Source organism: Pseudomonas sp. CMR5c (assembly GCF_003850545.1).
GTDB classification, from domain to species: Bacteria; Pseudomonadota; Gammaproteobacteria; order Pseudomonadales; family Pseudomonadaceae; genus Aquipseudomonas; species Aquipseudomonas piscis.
The window spans coordinates 4,731,412-4,750,600 of sequence record NZ_CP027705.1; the positions used below are offsets into that span (position 1 = coordinate 4,731,412).

At 66.1% G+C, this 19,189-nt stretch carries 7 protein-coding genes; 3 read left to right on the top strand and 4 right to left on the bottom strand.

What is annotated here, in order from left to right; genetic code table 11:
• Window positions 1-123: 123 nt before the first annotated feature.
• Window positions 124-13,155, bottom strand: coding sequence for a non-ribosomal peptide synthetase (locus C4K40_RS21640; protein WP_053133039.1), 13,032 nt, complete (start codon window positions 13,153-13,155; stop codon window positions 124-126).
• Between the two features lie 456 nt (window positions 13,156-13,611).
• On the opposite strand from C4K40_RS21640, the gene C4K40_RS21645 reads away from it, so the two are divergent.
• Window positions 13,612-14,160 carry an RNA polymerase factor sigma-70 gene (locus C4K40_RS21645; protein ID WP_022639980.1) on the top strand — a complete coding sequence of 183 codons (549 nt, stop codon included), beginning with the start codon at window positions 13,612-13,614 and terminating at the stop codon, window positions 14,158-14,160.
• 49 nt (window positions 14,161-14,209) lie between these two features.
• On the opposite strand, the gene C4K40_RS21650 is transcribed toward C4K40_RS21645, so the two are convergent.
• From C4K40_RS21650 to C4K40_RS21660, 3 genes are all read right to left on the bottom strand, one after another.
• Entirely contained in the window at window positions 14,210-14,569 is a 360-nt protein-coding gene (locus C4K40_RS21650) for a hypothetical protein (RefSeq protein WP_053133043.1), read from the bottom strand.
• Between the two features lie 89 nt (window positions 14,570-14,658).
• Window positions 14,659-15,453: an ABC transporter substrate-binding protein gene (locus C4K40_RS21655; RefSeq protein ID WP_031320236.1), complete on the bottom strand. Its 795-nt coding sequence runs from the start codon at window positions 15,451-15,453 to the stop codon at window positions 14,659-14,661.
• A gap of 96 nt (window positions 15,454-15,549) precedes the next feature.
• Complete coding sequence (locus tag C4K40_RS21660; RefSeq protein WP_022639983.1) at window positions 15,550-16,173, bottom strand: TetR/AcrR family transcriptional regulator; 624 nt, start codon at window positions 16,171-16,173, stop codon at window positions 15,550-15,552.
• A 344-nt stretch (window positions 16,174-16,517) separates the two neighbouring features.
• Here C4K40_RS21660 and C4K40_RS21665 point away from each other — a divergent pair, with 344 nt between their 5' ends.
• Window positions 16,518-18,308: an acyclic terpene utilization AtuA family protein gene (locus C4K40_RS21665; RefSeq protein ID WP_053133046.1), complete on the top strand. Its 1,791-nt coding sequence runs from the start codon at window positions 16,518-16,520 to the stop codon at window positions 18,306-18,308.
• 9 nt (window positions 18,309-18,317) lie between these two features.
• On the top strand, window positions 18,318-19,187 hold the full coding sequence (locus tag C4K40_RS21670) for an SDR family oxidoreductase (RefSeq protein ID WP_053133048.1): 870 nt from the start codon (window positions 18,318-18,320) through the stop codon (window positions 19,185-19,187).
• The last annotated feature ends 2 nt before the right edge of the window (window positions 19,188-19,189 follow it).

The window sequence follows — 19,189 nt, forward strand, 5'->3', positions numbered from 1 at the left end:
TGAATGAAAACGCCCGGCGCAGGTACTTGGACCTGGGCCGGGCGCGATCATAACAGAGGGCTTGAGGGGCTATTGGCCAACAGAACCTGACTGGCCAGCGAACAAGGCCCCGTCACCCTTGGGTCACAAGCCCTCCAGCTCAGCCATCAGGTCGCTCAGGCGATCGACCTTCTCTTCGCTGATTTCATTGGCCTCCAGTCCGTCGATATAGGCCGCCAGCTCCTGCACCGTGCTGCATTCGAACATCGCCCGCAATGGCACGTTGCGTTGCAGGGTCTTCTGTACCCGCGAGGCGATCTGGGTAGCCAGCAACGAGTGCCCGCCCAACTCGAAGAAGTTGTCGCGCACCCCCACTCGCTCCACCTTGAGCACTTCGGCCCAGATGTCCACCAGGGTCTGCTCCAGCTCGCTGCTCGGGGCCAGGTAGTCCTGGCTCTGCAACTGGCCGATCTCCAGGGCCGGCAGGGCCTTGCGATCGAGCTTGCCGTTGGCGTTGAGCGGCAGGCGCTCCAGCCACAACCAGTGCAGCGGCACCATGTACTCCGGCAACTCGGCGCGCAGGCGCGGCTTGATCCGCTCCAGGCGTTCGCTTTGCCCCAGGCCCGAGTCGCTGGCGACCAGGTAGCCCACCAGGTGCTTGCCATTGACGCCCTCCTGCACCCCGACCGCGGCATCCCGCAGCTCCGGTTGTTCGTGCAGGCGCGCTTCGATCTCACCCAGTTCGATGCGGTAGCCACGGATCTTCACCTGATGGTCGATCCGCCCGACGTACTCCAGCACGCCGTCGCTGCGCCGGCGTGCCAGGTCGCCGGTGCGGTACAGGCGTTCGCCCGCAGCACCGAACGGATGGGGCACGAAGGCTTGCACAGTGCGCAACGGGTCGCTGACGTAGCCACGGCCGACACCGGTACCGGCCACGCACAGCTCGCCCACCGCACCCAGGGGCACCAGCTCCAGGGCTTCGTCCATCAGGTACAACAGGTTGTTGTCGGTGGGCATGCCGATGGGCAGGTAGCTGCCCCGGGTCGAGGCCAGGTCCACGCGGAAGAAGGCCACGTCGTCGGAGCACTCCGCCGGGCCGTAGGCGTTGACCAGGCCGATCTGTGGATAACGCAGCAGCCACTGATGCGCCAGCTCCGGTGGCATGGCCTCGCCGGTGGGCAGCATCCAGCGCAGGCCGTCCAGGGCGATGGCGTCCTGGGCCAGCATGCCCTGGATCAGCGACGGCACGCTCTCCAGCACGGTGATGCCCTGCTCCTGGACGTGGGCCAGGAGCCCCTGGGGATCATGGGCGATGGTATTGGGCACGATGTCCACCCGAGCGCCGAACAGCGGCGCGGCAAGGAACTGCCAGACCGAGATATCGAAGCTCTGGGAGGCGGTCTGGGCGATCACATCGGCCTCGCTCAGTTGCAGGTACGGCACCTTGCTCAACTGGTTGTTGAGCATGCCGCGCTGCTCCACCATCACGCCCTTGGGCAGGCCGGTGGAACCGGAGGTGTAGATCACGTAGGCGAGGTTGTCCGCACGGCTGTAGCGTCCGGGATTGTCCTCGCGCCCAGCCCCGGCCTGGACGTCTTCCCAGACCAGCAAGCGCGGACGACCGGCGCAGCCGAACTCGTCCAGCAGGGCCTGGGCCTGTTCACGGCAAGCCTGGGTACAGACCAGGATCGGCGTGCGACTGAGCTCGATGATGCGGCCCAGGCGCTGGCCCGGCAGGCCCGGGTCCAGGGGCAGGTAGCCGGCCCCGGCCTTGAAGCTGCCGATGATCATGCCCAACAGCTCCAGGCCACGCTCGGCCAGCAGGGCCACCGGCTGGTCAAAATCCACGCCCTGGGCCACCAGGGCATGGCCCAGGCGGTTGCTGCGCAGGTTCAACTCGGCATAGCTATGGCTCTGTTCCAGGCAGCTGGCGGCGATACGCTGCGGATGCGCGGCCACCTGGGCCTCGAACAACTCCACGTAGCTGCGCTCCAGCGGGTACTGGTGCTGGCTCTGGTTGCAACCGGCCAGCAGGAAATCACGCTCCTCCTCGCCCAGCAACGGCAGCTCGGCCATATCGCCATTAAAACCCTGCATCAGCGCCAGCAGCAGGCGCTTGAACTCGCCCAGCATGCGCTCGATGGTCGCCTGCTCGAAGTAGCGCTGGTCATAGGACAGGTGCAGCCCCAGGTCGTCCCCCGGGTAGCAGACGGCCGTGATCGGAAAGTTGGTGTGGGTGCGGCCGGAGTCCGAACTGGCGTTCAGGCTCTGGGCCCGATCCAGTACCGAGACCTCCACCGGGGCGTTCTCGAACACGAACAGGCTGTCGAACAGCGGCTGGCCCTTGGGCAGCTCGCTGGTTTCCTGGATCGCCACCAGTGGCAGGTACTCGTACTCGCGCAGCTGCATGTTGCTGTCCAGCAACTGGCCCAGCCATTGGCGCACGCTGCAACGCTGGCCATCCTCGGGCAGCTTGACCCGCAGGGCGATGCTGTTGATGAACAGGCCGACGGTGCGCTGCATCTGCGGCATGTCCACCGGCCGCCCGGCCACGGTGACCCCGAACAGCACGTCGCGGTCACCGCTCATGCGCCGCAGGACCAGGGCCCAGGCCGCCTGGGCGAAGGTGTTGACGGTCAACTGGTGCTGCTGCGCCAGCTCGCGCAATTGCGCACCGTCCCGTGGATCGAGCCGGGTGTAGCAGTCGCCGACGATCATGCCGCCGCTGTCGCCGGCATGCTCGCGCAGGAACGGCCGGTCGCTGGGGATCGGCGTGGTGCGCTCGAAGCCCGCGAGATTCTGCCGCCACCACTGGCGCGCCTCGGCCAGGCTCTGGTGTTGCAGCCAGCCGATGTAGTCGCGGTAGCGCGGCGGTACTGCCAACTGCGCCTCGCGGCCTTCGCCCAGGGCGGTGTAGATCTCGAAGAAGTCGTTCATCAACAACGAGCGGCACCAGGCATCGATGAGGATGTGGTGGTTGCTCATCATGAACCAGTAGCGCGCGGCGCCGACACGGATCAGCCGCAGGTGGAACGGCGCCTGGTTGAGCAGATCGAAACCGGCCTCGCGCTCGGCTTTGTGCAGGGCTTGCAGCCTGGCTTCTTGCTCGACCTCCTGTTCGGCCTCCGGCACATCGCTCCAGTCCAGGTACTCGATGGGGGTGCTGCCCGGCTTGTGGATAACCTGCAGCATGTCCTCGCCCACGTTCCAGCAGAACGAGGCGCGCAGGGCTTCATGCCGGGCCACCACGGCCTGCCAGGCCTGGGCGAAGCGCTCGGGGTCCAGTTCGCTGTTGATGCGGTAGCGGTCCTGCATGTAGTAGAGGCCGGTGCCCGGCTCCAGCAGGGTGTGCAGCAACATGCCTTCCTGCATCGGCGTCAGCGGATAGACATCCTCGATCTGCGCCGCCGGTACTGGCAGGGCATCGAGCTGGGCCTGGGTCAGGCGCGCCAGGGGGAAGTCCGACGGCGTCAAGCCACCGGCATCGTCCTTCAGGCAATGGGCGATCAGGCTCTGCAGCTCACCCAGGTAGGCCGCCGCCAACTCGGCGATCAGCTCGGGGTCGAAGCGCTCGGCACTGTAGGTCCAGCGCAGCACCAGTTCACCGCCGTAGACCTGGCTGTCGATGCTCAGCTCGTTGGGCAGCGGTGCCTCCAGGGCATGGGCCGGGCCGACTGACTCGTCCAGCGGACGCAGCAGCGCATCGCTACCGAAGCTCTGGTCGAACTGCCCCAGGTAGTTGAAGGTCACCGGCGCCAGCGGTAGCGCCGCCAGGGCCGCTTGGCAGGCGTCATCGGCCAGGTAGCGCAGCACGCCATAGCCCAGGCCCTTGTGCGGCACACCGCGCAATTGCTCCTTGATCGCCTTGATCGAGGCGCCCTGCCCCGCGGCTTCTTCCACCTGCAACGGCGTCAGGCGCAGCGGATAGGCGCTGGTGAACCAGCCCACGGTGCGGGTCAGGTCGATCTCGTCGAACAACGCCTCGCGGCCGTGGCCTTCCAGTTGCACCAGTGCCGAAGGCTGTCCGCTCCAGCGGCACAGCACCCGGGCCAGGGCGGTGAGCAGCAGGTCGTTGACCTGGGTGCGATAGGCCGCCGGGGCCTGTTGCAGCAGTTGACGGGTGCGCTCGGCATCCAGGGTCACGCTGTGGCTGCGGGCATGCTGGTGTTGCTGGCCACCGTCCGGCTGCAACCCTGGCAATTGCGCCACCGGGCCGGCCAGTTGCTGTTGCCACCAGGCCAGTTCCTCGCGCAGCGACTCACTGCCGGCGTAGGCCTGCAAGCGGCTCGACCAGTCGCGCAGGGCACTGGTCTTGGCCGGCAACTGCACGGCCTGGCCGGCCTCCAACTGGCGATAGACGTTCTGCAGATCCTCCAGCAGCACCCGCCAGGACACGCCGTCCACCACCAGATGGTGGATGGCCAGCAGCAGCCGCTGCTCACCCTCCGGACCGTCCACCAGCACCGCACGCAGCAGCGGCCCATGCTCCAGGTCGAGGCTGCGCTGGGCATCGGCGAACAAGGTTTCGCAGGTAGCCATGGACGGCACCCGTACCTGCCACAGCAACGGCGCATCGGACAGCGGCAAGTACTCGGCGCGCCATTGTTCGTTGCCCTGGTTGAAGCGCAGGCGCAGGGCGTCGTGTTGTTCCACCACCGCCAGCAGTGCCTGCTCCAGGCGCTGGACATCCAGGGGCGCCACCGGCTCCAGCAGCAGCGCCTGGTTCCAGTGCTGCGGCTGCGGGATGCGGCTATCGAAGAACCAATGCTGGATCGGGGTCAGCGGCGCCTCGCCGCTAAGCAGTCCTTGCTCGGCGCTGATGCGCTGGCTGCGGCTGGCCACCCGCGCCAGGGTCTGCACGGTCTGGTGCTGGAACAGGTCACGCGGGGTGAAATGGATGCCCAGCTGGCGCGCACGGCTGACCACCTGGATCGACAGGATCGAATCGCCGCCCAGTTCGAAGAAGTTGTCGTTGAGGCCCACCTGCTGCACGTTCAGCACATCGCACCAGATACGCGCCAGGCTCTGCTCCAGCTCGTTGCTCGGGGCCACGTACTGCTGGCGATTGAGCTCCGGATCAGGCATCGGCAAGGCCCGGCGATCGAGCTTGCCGTTGGCGGTCAGCGGCATGCTGGACAGCAGGATCAGGTGAGTCGGCACCATGTAGTCCGGCAACTGGGTCTTCAATTGCTGCTTGAGGGCTTCGCGCAGGTTGGCCTGCGCCACCTCGTTGTGCCCCGCGACCTCGGTCACCAGGTAACCCGCCAGTTGCTTGCCCGATGGCGCATCCAGCGCCAGCACCACCGCTTCGCGTACCGCAGGATGATCCAGCAAGCGGGATTCGATTTCCCCCAGCTCGATACGGAAACCGCGGATCTTCACCTGATGGTCGACCCGGCCGATGTATTCCACCTGGCCGTCGGCGCACTGGCGCACCAGGTCGCCGGTGCGATACAGGCGACCGCCGGCGCAACTGAACGGATCGGCGACGAAACGCTCGGCGCTCAGGCCCGGGCGACGATGGTAGCCCTGGGCCAGGCCCGCACCGCCCACATACAGCTCACCGGTCGCGCCTTGGGGCACCAGCGCCAGGTCGGCATCGAGGATATAGGCCACCCGCGCGCCGACGATGCTGCCGATGGGCACGCTGGCCACGCCTTCGGCCAATTGTTCCGGCGCCAGGCTGGCCAGGGGCATGACCACGGTTTCGGTCGGGCCGTAGGCGTTGAAGAACAGGCTCGGCTGGAAGGCCGCGCGAATGCGTTGCAGGTGCTCGCCGGTCAGGGCCTCGCCACCGGTGATGCACATGCGTACCGCCAGGGTTTGCTGCTGGGTCGCCAGGTGCTGGGCCAGTTGGCTGCCATAGCTGGGGGTGAAGCCCAGGATGCTGACCCGATGCTGGCGGATCAGCTGGCAGATTTCCTCGGCGTCCCACTGGCCCTGGGCCCGCAACACTACCTGGGCACCGCTGAGCAGCGGCACCAGCAAGCGCTCGGTAGCGGCGTCGAAGTTGATGGAATAGAAGTGCAGTTCGCAATCGTCGGCACGCATGCCGAATCGACGGATCACCGCCTGGCAGTGCATGGCGATTTCCCCATGGGACACCACCACGCCCTTGGGCAGGCCGGTGGAACCGGAGGTGTAGATCAGGTAGGCCTGGTGTTGCGGCAGGCTGACCAAGGGCAATTCGCTGGCCGGGTAGTCGGCCAGCAGTGCGCCGTCCTCCTCCAGGCACCAGCGCGCCACGCCTGCCGGCAGTTCGCCGAGGGCCTGGAACATCCGCGCATCGCTGAGCAGCAGGCCGATGCCGCTGTCCTCGATCATGTAGTGCAGGCGATCCAGGGGGTATTCCGGGTCCAGCGGCACATAAGCGCCGCCGGCCTTGAGGATCGCCAGCAGGCCGATCACCATCTCCAGCGAGCGCTCCAACGCGAGGCCGACCCGCACCTGCGGGCCCACCCCACGTTCGCGGAGCATCCAGGCCAGACGATTGGCGCGGCTGTCCAATTCGCTGTAGCTCAGGGTCTGGCCGGCGAAGGTCAGTGCCGGGGCATCCTGGCGTGCCCGCGCCTGCTGGCTGAACAACTGCTGGATGCATTGGTCCAGGCGCTGCTCGCCGGCTTCGCTACCCAGGCTATCGAGCAGCTGACGCTGCTCGTCCGACTGCAGCAATGGCAGTTCGCACAGACGCTGCGTCGGGTCGCCCAGCAACGCCTCCAGCAGGTTGCGCCAGTGGGCAGCCATGCGCGCAATGCGCGGCTCGTCGAACAGGTCGGTGCTGTAGGTCAGGCAGCAGCCAAGGCGCTGATCCAGGTCGGTGACTTCCAGGTTGAGGTCGAACTTGGTGGCCCGGGCATCGTTGACCAGGTACTCCACGGTCATGCCCGCCAGTTGCCGGCTCTGCTGGAACTCCCAGCGCTGGACGTTGCACATCACCTGGAACAGCGGGTTGTATGCGGCGCTGCGCGGTGGTTGCAGGGCTTCCACCAGATGGTCGAACGGCAGGTCCTGGTGGGACTGGCCATCGATCACCGTCTGGCGTACCTGCTCCAGCAACTGGCCGACGCTCATCTGTCCATCCAGCTGGCAGCGCAGCACCTGGGTATTGAGGAAGGCACCGATCAGGCCTTCGCTTTCCGGGCGGATGCGGTTGGCCACTGGCGCGCCGATGCGCAGGTCGGTCTGGCCGCTGTAGCGATACAGCAGCACCGACAGGGCGGCGGTCATAGTCATGAACAGGGTCAGGCCGTGCTCGGCATTGAAGGCCCGGACCCGGGCCGCCAGTGCGTCGCCAAGGTCGAAGCGATAGAGCTCGCCCTGGTGGCTCTGCACCGCCGGCCGTGGCCGGTCGCTGGGCAGCTCCAGCAATGGATGCTCACGGCCCAGTTGTTCTGTCCAGTAGTCCAGCTGGCGCTGGCGCTCGCCGGATTCCAGCCATTGGCGCTGCCACACGCTGTAGTCCAGGTACTGCACCGGCAGCGGTTCCAGGGGCGAATCGCGATCGTCGAGGAAGGCTTCGTACAGCGCTCCCAACTCACGGGCGAAGATGTCCATGGCCCAGCCTTCGGTCACGATGTGGTGCAGGGTCAGGACGAAGTAGTGTTCCTGATCGCCGGCCTTGACCAGGCAGGCCCGCAGCAAGGGACCGGTTTCCAGGTCGAAGGGCTGGTGCGCCTCGCTGTCCGCCAGCTGCTGCAGGCGCTGTTGCCGCGCCTCGGGGGCCAGGGCCGAGAAATCCTTCCAGGCCATGCGCAGGCCGGTATCGGCATGCACCTGCTGGCGAGCCACGCCGTTGACGCTGGGGAAGGTGGTGCGCAGGGTTTCATGGCGCAGGATCAGCGCTTGCAAGGCCGCCTCGAAACGCCCGACATCCAGCACACCGCTCAGCCGCGCCATGCCGCCGACGTTATAGGCCGGGCTGTCCGGCTCCATCTGCCAGAGGAACCACATGCGCTGCTGGGAATAGGACAGCGGCACCGGTTGGCTGCGATCGACCTGGGCGATCGGCGGCTGCTGGTTGTGCGCCCCGGTCTCCTGGATCAGTCGCACTTGTTCGGCAAAGGTCCCCAACTCGCTGGCTTCGAACAGCACGCGCAGGGGCAGCTCCACATCACAGGCCTGGCGAGTGCGGGAAATGATCTGGGTGGCCAGCAACGAATGGCCGCCCAGGGCGAAGAAATCGTCCGTCAGGCCGATGCGCGGCTGGCCCAGCACCTCGCGCCAGATAGCCGCGATCTGCTGCTCCAGCTCGGTGCAGGGCTCGACATGCTCGCGCACCTGCCATTGCGGCTCGGGCAGCGCCCGCCGATCCAGCTTGCCACTGGGGCTCAGGGGCATGGACTCAAGGCGCACCAGCTGCGCCGGTACCATGTATTCGGGCAGCTCGGCGGCCAGGGCGGTTTTCAGGCGGGCGCTCTGCTGTTGTTCATCTTCTTCGTCGGCATGGGCCGTGTAGTAGCCGATCAACTGCGCTCCGGCCTGGGTCTTACGCACCAGCACCGCGGCCTGGGCCACGCCGTCCTGGGCGAGCAGGCGCGCTTCGATCTCCTGGGGTTCGACCCGGAAGCCCCGCAGCTTGACCTGCTGGTCGAGGCGACCGAGGTATTCCAGCACGCCATCGGCGCACCAGCGCACCCGGTCGCCGGTGCGGTACAGGCGCGCGCCCTCCTCGCTCAACGGGTCCACCACAAAGCGTTCGGCAGTCAGGGCCGCACGCCCCAGGTAACCCCGGGCCAGGCCCTGGCCGCTGATGCACAGCTCACCGGGCACTCCAGCCGGCAGCACGTTGAGTTCGGCGTCCAGCACACGGCAGATCACATTCCCCAAGGGACGACCGATGGGCGAACGCTCGCCATCAGCCACCACGCAGTGCCAGTGGGTGACGTTGATCGCGGTTTCGGTCGGGCCATAGCGGTTGTGCAGTTGCACGCCCGGCAGTTGCTCCAGCAGGCGGTTGCGCAACTCGGCGGGCAAGGCTTCGCCACCGGAGAATACCCGGCGCAGGCTATGGCAGCCGGCGCTGAGCGGCTCGTCGACGAACAGCTGCAACAGCGGCGGGACAAAGTGCAGCGTGGTCACGCCGTGCTCCTGCACCAACTGCGCGATACGGTGCGGGTCGCGATGCTCGCCGGGAGCGGCAATGAACAAGCGGCAGCCGGTGATCAGCGGCCAGAAGCATTCCCATACCGATACGTCGAAGCTGATCGGGGCTTTTTGCATCAGCACGTCATCAGCCTGCAACTGGTAGCTGTCCTGCATCCATTGCAGGCGCTCCATCAGCGCGGCGTGGGTATTGCCGACGCCCTTGGGTTGGCCGGTGGAACCGGAGGTGTAGATCACATAGGCCAGGTTATCGCCATGCAGGTGCAGGCCCGGGGCCTGGCTCGGCCAATTGTCGAGCTTGAGGCTGTCCATGGCGATGGCGCTGACGCCCGCAGTGACCGGCATGCGCTCGAGCAGGTGGGTCTGGGTCAGCAGCAGCTCGACACCGCTGTCGCCGAGCATGTAGGCCAGGCGCTCGGCGGGGTAGTCCGGGTCCAGGGGTACATAGGCGCCGCCGGCCTTGACGATGGCCAGCAGGCCGATCAGCAGTTGCGGCGAACGCTCGGCGGCGATTGCCACGCACACGTCGGGGCCGACGCCCTTGTCCCGCAGGTAGTGGGCCAGGCGGTTGGCCTGGGTATGCAGCTCGGCAAAACTCAACTGGCCACCCTCCCACACCAGCGCGGTGCGTTCCGGGGTCAGCTGCCATTGTTCATGCAGCCGTTCCGGCAGCCAGCGCTCGGCCGGCGCACAGGGGGCCACGCTCCACTGTTGCAGCTGCTCGGCCTGTGCCTGGCTCAAGAGCGGCAGGTCGCCCAGGGCCGCCTCAGGTTGCTGGCAGGCGTGTTCCAACAGGCTGATGAAGTGTCCGGCCAGGCGCTCGATGGTCGCCGCTTCGAACAGCTCGTCGGCATAGTCGAAGGCCAGGCTCAGGCGTCCGTTGCGATCTTCCTCGGTGTGCAGTTGCAGGTCGAACTTGGCTTCGCGGCTGTGCCACGGCAGCTCTTCGGCCAGCAACCCGGGCAGGCGACGCAGGGCACTGAGGTCGCGTTGCTGGTGGTTGAACATGACCTGGAACAGGCCTTGCTCGCGGGCCTCGGGGAAGGCTTCCAGCAGTTGTTCGAACGGCAGGTCCTGGTTGGCCTGGGCGCCCAGGGCAGCCTGGCGAACCTGTTGCAGCAACTCGGCGAAGGACTGGCGCCCATACAACTGGCCGCGCAAGACCTGGGTGTTGATGAAGAAGCCCAGCAGGCCCTGGGTTTCCAGGCGCGGGCGGTTGGCATTGGGCACCCCGACGCGGATATCGCCCTGGCCGGTGTAGCGGTACAGCAGGGTCTGGAAGGCTGCCAGCAGCAGCATGAATGGCGTCACCTGCTGGGCCTGGGCCGCCTGGCGCACGGCCTCGCTGAGGCTCGCGCTCAAGCGCTGGCCGTGGCGCGCGGCGCTGTGCCGGACCTGGGCCGAGCGTGGATGATCGGTGGCCAGGCTCAGGGCTGGGGCTTCATCGGCCAGCTGCTGCTTCCAGTAATCCAGCTGGCGCTGGCCTTCGCCCTGGGCCAGCCATTGGCGCTGCCAACTACCGTAGTCGGCGTATTGCAGGGCCAGTGGCGCCAGCTCCAGGGCCTGGCCTTGGGCGAAGGCCGCATACAGGCGCGAGAACTCGTCGATCAGCAGGTTCAGCGACCAGCCGTCGGCAATGATGTGGTGCAGGGTCAGCAACAGTTGATGTTCTTCATCATCCAGGCGCACCAGGGTCGCCCAGTACAGGGGCCCCTTCTCCAGATCGAACTGGGTGTGGGCCTCATCCTCGCGGATCTGCCGGGCCCGGGCTTCGCGTTCGGCCGGTGGCAAGTCGCTGATATCGATCAGTTGCAGGTTGAATTCGCAGGGCTCATCCACTTGTTGCAAGGCTTGGCCGTCACGCTCGAAGAAACGCGTGCGCAGGGCTTCGTGGCGCTGGAGCAGTTGCTGGAAGCTGGCGCGCAGGGCGTCCTCGTCCAGTTCGCCACGCAAGCGCAGGCCACCGGGAATGTTGTAGGCGCTGCTGCATGGGTCCAGCTGCCAGGTGATCCACAGGCGGTTCTGGGCCAGGGATTGCGGCAACGGCTTCTGGCGCGACAGGGTGTTGATCGCGCCCTGGGCTGTGCCACCGTCCTGCTGCAGGCGCGCGACCTCGGCACTGAACGCCGACAGGGTCGGGGCCTCGAACAACAGGCGCAGCCCCAGTTCCAGGCCCAGTTCCTGGCTCAGGCGGGCCATGACCTGGGTGGCGGCGATGGAGTTGCCGCCCAGCAGGAAGAAGTGATCCTCGGCGGCCACCGCAGCGCATTGCAATTGCTCCTGCCAGATACGCCCGATCAGGGCCTGCAACTCATTGCCTGGAGCTTCGCCGGTTGCGTCCTGGCCCGGAGTCGAGGCATCCGGGAACAGCGCGTAGTAGTCCAGGCTGCCATCGGCCAGGCGGGTACGGCAGGCCGAGCGTTGCAGCTTGCCGCTGGAAGTCTTGGGCAAGGCCCCGGGGTTGAGCAGTACCACCACGCTAGGCGCTTCCTGGCAGGCCTCGGCGACTGCCTGGCGAATGGCCTTGATCAGTGCCTCGGGCGGCAGGATCTTCTGCACGCTGCGGCTGATTTCCGCGGCGATGCCAATGCCTTCCTGGCCCTGGTCGGTGACGGCGAAGGCCGCCACCCGGCCTTTGCGCACCACTTCCACTTCGCGCTCGATGGTCTTCTCGATGTCCTGGGGATACAGGTTGTGCCCACGCACGATCAGCAGGTCCTTCAGGCGCCCGGTGATGTACAGCTGGCCATCGCGCATGAAGCCCAGGTCGCCGGTGCGCAACCAGGTACGGCCGGCGTGCTGGACGAAGGTCTTGGCGGTCGCTTCGGGATTGCGCCAGTAGCCATGGGCGATGCTCGGTCCGGCGGCCCAGACCTCGCCGATGCGATTATCCGGCAGCTCGCGAAGCTGCTGCGGATCCATCAACAGCACCGCGTGTTCCGGCTGGCTGAAGCCACAGCTCATCATCGCGCTGCCCTGCCCCGGTTCGGCACGGTTCTGCGCCAGGGCCTGCTCGTCCAGGTGCAAGGCCGGGATGCCCTGGCCGCGCACGCCACCGGCGACGAACAGCGTGGCTTCGGCCAGGCCATAGGACGCCAGGAAGTTATCGGCGCTGAAACCGCAGGCACCGAACTTCTCGGCAAAGCGCTCCAGGGTGTCGAGGCGGATCGGCTCCGAACCGGAATAGGCCACGCGCCAACCGCTCAGGTCGAGGCGCTCCAGGGCCGACTCACTGACCCGCTCGCTGCACAGGCGGTAGGCGAAGTCCGGGCCGCCACTGATGGTGCCGCCGTATTCGCTGATGGCTTCCAGCCAACGCAGGGGCCGGGCCAGGAAGTAGGCCGGGGACATGAGCACGCAGGGCACGCCACTGAAGATCGGTTGCAGCAGGCCGCCGATCAGGCCCATGTCGTGGTACAGCGGCAACCAGCTGACGATCACGTCGTCCGGATTGAGGTCGATGCCGAAGCCGCGGCGGATCAGCATCTCGTTGGCCACCAGGTTGCCGTGGCTGACTTGCACGCCCTTGGGCAAGGCCGTGGAGCCGGAGGTGTATTGCAAGAAGGCGATGTCATCGTCCGCCAGCTCGACGGGCTGCCAGCCCTCGGCCAGGGCGCTGTCCAGGGTATCGACGCACAACAGTTGCGGTGCACCCTCGGCCTTGAGCTCGTCCATTTGCAACAGCGCCTCACGCAGCCCGGCGCTGGTCAGCAGCAGCCGTGGCTCGGCGTCGGCCATGATCGAGATCAGCCGTTCCTGGTGATGGCGCCGGGCCGATTCTGGCGGGTAGGCCGGCACCGCGATCACCCCGGCATACAGGCAGCCGAAAAACGCCGCGACGTAGTCCGGGCCACTGGGGAACAGCAGCACCGCCCGGTCGCCGAACTCGGCATTGGCCTGCAAGGCCGCGGCGATGGTGCGCGCCCGCAGGTCCAGGTCCCGGTAGCTGAGGACCACGCTCTGCTCCTGTTCGTCGGCGAGAAAGCGCAGCGCCACTTGATCAGGGGCCAGGACCGCCCGGCGTTGAAGGGCTTGGGCCAGGGTGCTGGGGAGTTCGAACGCGTCCGTCATGGGGTTTCCTGCCAGGATTGTGCATGCAATGGAGATCGGGCCCTGCGCTGCCGTGCCCTGTTGACCATCGACGGATCGAAAGGTCATGCGTGGGCCGCGGGCATCCGGAGGGCGCCGTGGCCGGGTCTGCTACCCGGAATCTTTCTCCAATGGGAACGGATGACGCCTGAAAATAATTAGCTGCTGGCGCCGTTTGCCGGCGGGCGTCTGCCCCGGGGCTTGCACGGCTTCGTCGCGCACTGTCACCAAACGGGAACAGACCCTGCGGCATGCTGCCTGGCAAGCCCTGCTCAGGACCGCTAATGCGCGCCCGTTCGCAATCTGTAAATCAGGAGAGCATTAGTTCTTTTTCTCAATTGACAATCATTATCATTCAGCCTAATTTGTCGCTCGATGTGTAGGACGAATCTGACCCCGCAGTAGTCCCACTACCCTCTTTGCAACAAGGTGATTTCCATGACGGAACAAGTATCCACAAGCAGGTGCGATTCACCGTTACTCCAGGCTTTTGTCGATAACCGCCTGATCCTGGTCAAGATTGCAGCACGCATCACCGGCTGCCGGTCCAGGGCCGAGGACGTCGTCCAGGACGCTTTCTTCCGGCTGCAATCGGCACCGCAGATCACCTCATCGTTCAAGGCCCAGCTCAGCTATCTGTTCCAGATCGTGCGCAACCTGGCCATCGATCACTATCGCAAGCAGGCGCTGGAGCAGAAGTACTCGGGCACCGAAGAGGAAGGCTTGAACGTCGTCGTCCATGGCGCCTCACCTGAAACTTCCCATATGAACTTCTCCACCTTGGAAAACATTGCCGAAGCACTGACCGAGCTGCCCTCGCGCACTCGCTATGCCTTCGAGATGTATCGCTTGCATGGTGTCCCACAGAAAGATATCGCCAAGGAACTGGGCGTTTCGCCGACCCTGGTGAACTTCATGATCCGCGATGCCCTGGTGCATTGCCGCAAAGTCTCGGGCAACCGCCCCGACACCTTCGCCCGTCGCTGACCCGCGACCGGTGCCGGGCCGTGGCGCCCAGCTCCAGAACCGCTCGGGCTCAGCTCTCGAGCAGGCCGCTCCGGCCCAGGACCAGCAACGCCGCACGCTTGTGCAACAGATCGAATTCCTGCTGGCAATTCCGACAACGGTCATGCCCGGCACACGCTGGCTCGTGGTTGGGAACCGGGGGGCGCTCGCAACCCGGTGGGTCCAGGTACAAGGCATGCACCTGGGCCGACAGCCAGAACGCCAGGCGGTCCTGGCGGGCCGCCTCCATGGCCTGCGCATCCACGGCCCCGGACTCCTGCCCCTCGACATGCAATGCCTGGAACAGCATCCGCCGTGCGGCAATCTCGTCGATGCCCAGCATGGCGCCAGTGCCTGGGGATTCAACGCTCAGCGGATTCACAAGGGCCATGGCAAGGTCACCGTCGAATGGGCATTCAAGCAAGTGACGTGGGCCGCCAGGAAAAATTTAGCCCGCCGTGAACCGGGCCGGAAACGGGCTCAAGCGTGGGGAACGGGCGTGACCACGATGCGATAAGGCTCGAAGATCTTCAGCATCTGGCCGTTGTCCCGCAACCTTTGCAACAACCCGGCGAAATCCCGGGCGCTGATGGGCGCCTTCGGCCGGATCAGGCTGTAGTGGTGGTAGACCTGGTCGATGCGCTCGGAAACCAAGAGGCGATCGGTACTGTCGACGTTGCGGGCCAGGAAGTCGCTGAGGTAGGAACGCGTCACCAGGGCGATATCCGCCCTGCCGCGCAAGACCATCAGCAAATTGCTGTCATGGGAATAGGTCAGCGTGGCGTTGAAGGTATCGGCCAGGTAGCGGGTATCGGCATTGAACTGGGCGAAGGCGTAGTGATAACCGCTGAACAGGGCCAGGCGCTTGCCCGCAAGGTCGGCGAAGTATTCCTGGCCGCGCCCGGGCTGGCGCTGGGCGACGAAGATCTCCGCATCCTCGAGCCCCATGTCGACGCTGGTGTGTTCGATGTCCTGCCAGCCCCAGGCGGGATTCTCGAAGATCGCCATGTCCACCCGCCCCTGTTCGAAATCGCGAAAGCGCCGGGGAATCGAAGTGGGCACCAGGACGAACTGGTAATCGCTCTGGGACTGGTTCAGCGCCTCCACCAGTTGCGGTAGCAGGCCAGTGTCGGCCCCGGTTTCAGGGCGTACGGTGTAAGGAGGGAAATGGGCCGCCGCGACCCGCACCAATTGCGCCGAGGAGGCCGGAGCGACCCAAAGTGTTGCCAGAGCCAGCAAAAGCATTCGCAAGGCTGGCCGCAAAGGCAGGGACATCAAGGCAACACACCTCGGGCAAGAGAATGGGAATGCCGTAAAGCTAGGCGTTTTCGGACGCTTCGACAATCTGGCAAGCGATAATTAATCGGCGTTTCAGTGATCCTTCAGTACCAGCAGCAAGGCCTCTTGCGCCAACTGTTCCAGGGTCATGCTGCCCTCGGCGCGAAACCAGGTGGTGGTCCAGGACAGGGCACCGGTGAGAAAGCGCCGGGTGATGAACACATCGCCCCTGATGAAACCGGCTTCCTTGGCCTCGCCCAGCACTTGCAGCCAGATCTGCTCGTAGATATCGCGCAGGGCCAGGACCGCCGCCTGACCCTCGGCCGATAGCGAGCGCCATTCGTAGACCAGCACCGCCATGGCCTCGCCACTACCGCCCATGATCGACTGCAGCTCGCAGCGGATCAGCGCCAGCACCCGATCACGCACGCTGCCGGCCTCGGCCAGCTCGGCGCGCATCAACGCGGTGTTGTAGTGGATGGTCTCCTGCATCACCGCCCGCAGGATGTCGTCCTTGCTCTTGAAGTGGTGGAAGATGCTGCCGGACTGGATCCCCACCGCGCCGGCCAGGTCGCGCACGGTGGTGCGTTCATAGCCCTTGTTGCGAAACAGATGCGCAGCCGTGCGCAACAGCTTGCCCCGGGCGCTCTCGGGATCGGTCACTTGCCCGCTGGCGATCAGCTCGCGCACCACCTGCAAGGCTTTTTGCTCGTCCACCGGTGTTCTCCTACTTCACTTCATCGATCACTCTGGCGCCGCACCCTAACAGGCCGGTGAAAAACTACCTGCGTTGCCATCGCTGCGTTAAAAACAGGCTGGTGCGCCAGGCCGGTCAAAATGCTCATTTACCACTCGTAAACTGCGCTTTTCGCCTGTTTTTGCCTTGCGCTGGCTGCCTCGCGACGTTTTTCAACGGCCTGCTAAAAGCGGGCACGGCGCGCGCAATTTAAGCCCCCTACCGCCCCCAAGCAAGCGCTTGGGTAGAAGAATAGCCCAGGGCATTTACAAACCAAGCGCTTGCTTGGTAGCCTCCGTGCAGTTCTTTCCTCGAGAGTCCCGCCATGACCAAGACCGTACGAATCGGCTGTGCCAGCGCCTTCTGGGGCGACACCAGCAGCGCCGCCGCGCAACTGGTGCAAGGCGCCAGCCTGGACTACCTGGTATTCGACTACCTGGCCGAGATCACCCTGTCGATCATGGCCGGGGCCCGCATGAAGGACCCGGCGGCGGGCTACGCCACGGACTTCGTCGAAGTGCTCACTCCGCTGCTGGGCTCGATCCATGCCCAGAACATCCGCGTCATCAGCAATGCCGGCGGGGTCAACCCCCAGGCTTGTGCCGACGCCCTGCGCGCCGCCTGCGCCAAGGCCGGGGTGCCGCTGAAGGTCGCCGTGCTGCTGGGCGACGATCTGCAACCACAGTCTAAGGAGCTGGCCAGCGCCGCAATCGTGGAAATGTTCACCGGCGCCCCACTGCCGCCCATGTGCGTATCCACCAACGCCTACCTCGGCGCCCCGGGAATAGTCGCCGCCCTGGAACTGGGAGCGGACATCGTCATCACCGGGCGCGGGGTCGACAGCGCCGTGGTCAGCGCCGCCCTGGTGCATGAGTTCGCCTGGTCCTGGCATGACTACGACCGCCTGGCCCAGGCCGCCCTGGCCGGGCACATCATCGAGTGCGGCGCACAGTGCACCGGTGGCAACTTCACCGACTGGCGCGACGTGCCGGACTACGAGCACATAGGTTTCCCCGTGGTGGAGGTCCAGGCCGATGGCCGTTTCGTGGTGAGCAAGGCCCCGGGTACGGGCGGCCTGGTCAGCCCGCTGACGGTGGGCGAGCAACTGCTGTATGAGATCGGCAACCCCCAGGCCTACCTGCTGCCGGACGTGACCTGCGATTTTTCCCAGGTGCAATTGCGCCAGGAAGCGGCCGACCGAGTCAGCGTCCAGGGCGCCCGGGGCATACCCCCCAGCCATCAATACAAGGTCAGCGCCACCTACCCGGACGGTTTCCGCTGCACCGCCAGTTGCCTGCTGGCCGGCATCGACGCGGTGGCCAAGGCCCGTCGGGTCAGCCAGGCGATCATCGACAAGACCAGCGAGATGTTCAGCCAGCGCGGCTGGGGCCCCTACAGCGAAGTGAACATCGAACTACTGGGCAGCGAGGCCACCTATGGCCCCCACGGCCAGCGCCAGGACAGCCGCGAAGTGGTGATCAAGCTGGCCGTGCGCCACCCGAACAAGGCGGCCCTGGTGCTGTTCTCCCGGGAGATCGCCCAGGCCGCCACCGGCATGGCTCCGGGACTGACCGGCATCGTCGGCGGACGGCCGACGGTGTACCCGGTGATCCGCCTGTTCTCATTCTTGCTGGACAAGGACCGCTGCCGCCTGGAAATCGACTTCGCCGACCAGCGCCATGCCTGCTCCCTGCCTGAGCCCGACCCGCTGGACCCAGGCGCCCTGCCCGTTCCCCACCCGCTGCCCAGGCCCCAGGGCCAGGCCGATGCCAGCGTGCCCCTGGTCAAGCTGGCGGTGGCCCGCTCCGGCGACAAGGGCAACCACAGCAACATCGGGGTCATGGCCCGCCACCCGGACTACCTGCCGTGGATCGCCGAGGCCCTGGCCCCGGAAGTCCTGGTGGACTGGATGAGCCATGTGCTGGACCCGGTCCATGGCCGGGTCCAGCGCTGGTACCTGCCGGGCACCCACAGCCTCAACTTCCTCCTGGAAAACGCCCTGGGCGGCGGTGGCGTCGCCAGCTTGCGCATCGACCCCCAGGGCAAGGCCTTCGCCCAGCAACTGCTGGAAATCCAGATCCCGGTGCCCCAGCGCATCGCCGACGCCGTCAATTAAGGAGCTGCCGTGGTGTACGACTCGATCTTCAAAGCGCAATTGTTTGCCGGCCAGACCATCCTCGTCACCGGCGGCGGCAGTGGCATCGGCCGTTGCACCGCCCATGAGCTGGCGGCCCTGGGCGCCCGGGTGCTGCTGGTGGGGCGCAAGGCGGAAAAACTCCAGCAGGTCGCCGGCGAGATCGCCGAGGACGGTGGGCTGGTGGATTGGCAAGCCTGCGATATTCGCGACGAGGATGCAGTCAAGGCCCTGGTCGGTGAGCTGATCGAGCGCTTTGGCCCGATCCATGGCCTGGTGAACAACGCCGGCGGCCAGTACCCGGCGCCCCTGGCCTCGATCAACCAGAAGGGCTTCGAGACCGTGCTGCGCACCAACCTGGTGGGTGGTTTCCTCATGGCCCGGGAAGTGTTCAACCAGTCCATGAGCAAGCACGGCGGCAGCATCGTCAACATGCTCGCCGACATGTGGGGCGGCATGCCCGGCATGGGCCATTCCGGCGCTGCGCGCTCGGGGATGGACAACTTCACCAAGACCGCCGCCTACGAATGGGGCCATGCCGGGGTCCGGGTCAACGCCGTGGCCCCGGGCTGGATCGCCTCCAGCGGCATGGACACCTACGAAGGCGCCTTCAAGGCGGTGATCCCCACCTTGCGCGAGCATGTGCCGCTCAAGCGCATCGGCAGCGAATCGGAAGTCAGCGCGGCCATCGTGTTCCTGCTCAGCCCCGGCGCGGCCTTCATCAGCGGCAGTACCTTGCGCATCGACGGCGCCGCCAGCCTCGGCAGCCGCGCCTGGCCCCTGGGCAAGGCGCGCAACAGCCACTCGTACAACGGTTTTCATCGGGCCTACCTGCCCGATGTGCTCAAGGACGGGGAATAAGC

What these genes read in the sequence shown, in the direction of transcription:
- C4K40_RS21640 (WP_053133039.1), bottom strand. Translation starts at nt 13,155, where the DNA reads ATGACGGACGCGTTCGAACTCCCCAGCACCCTGGCCCAAGCCCTTCAA.
- C4K40_RS21645 (WP_022639980.1), top strand. Translation starts at nt 13,612, where the DNA reads ATGACGGAACAAGTATCCACAAGCAGGTGCGATTCACCGTTACTCCAG.
- C4K40_RS21650 (WP_053133043.1), bottom strand. Translation starts at nt 14,569, where the DNA reads ATGGCCCTTGTGAATCCGCTGAGCGTTGAATCCCCAGGCACTGGCGCC.
- C4K40_RS21655 (WP_031320236.1), bottom strand. Translation starts at nt 15,453, where the DNA reads ATGTCCCTGCCTTTGCGGCCAGCCTTGCGAATGCTTTTGCTGGCTCTG.
- C4K40_RS21665 (WP_053133046.1), top strand. Translation starts at nt 16,518, where the DNA reads ATGACCAAGACCGTACGAATCGGCTGTGCCAGCGCCTTCTGGGGCGAC.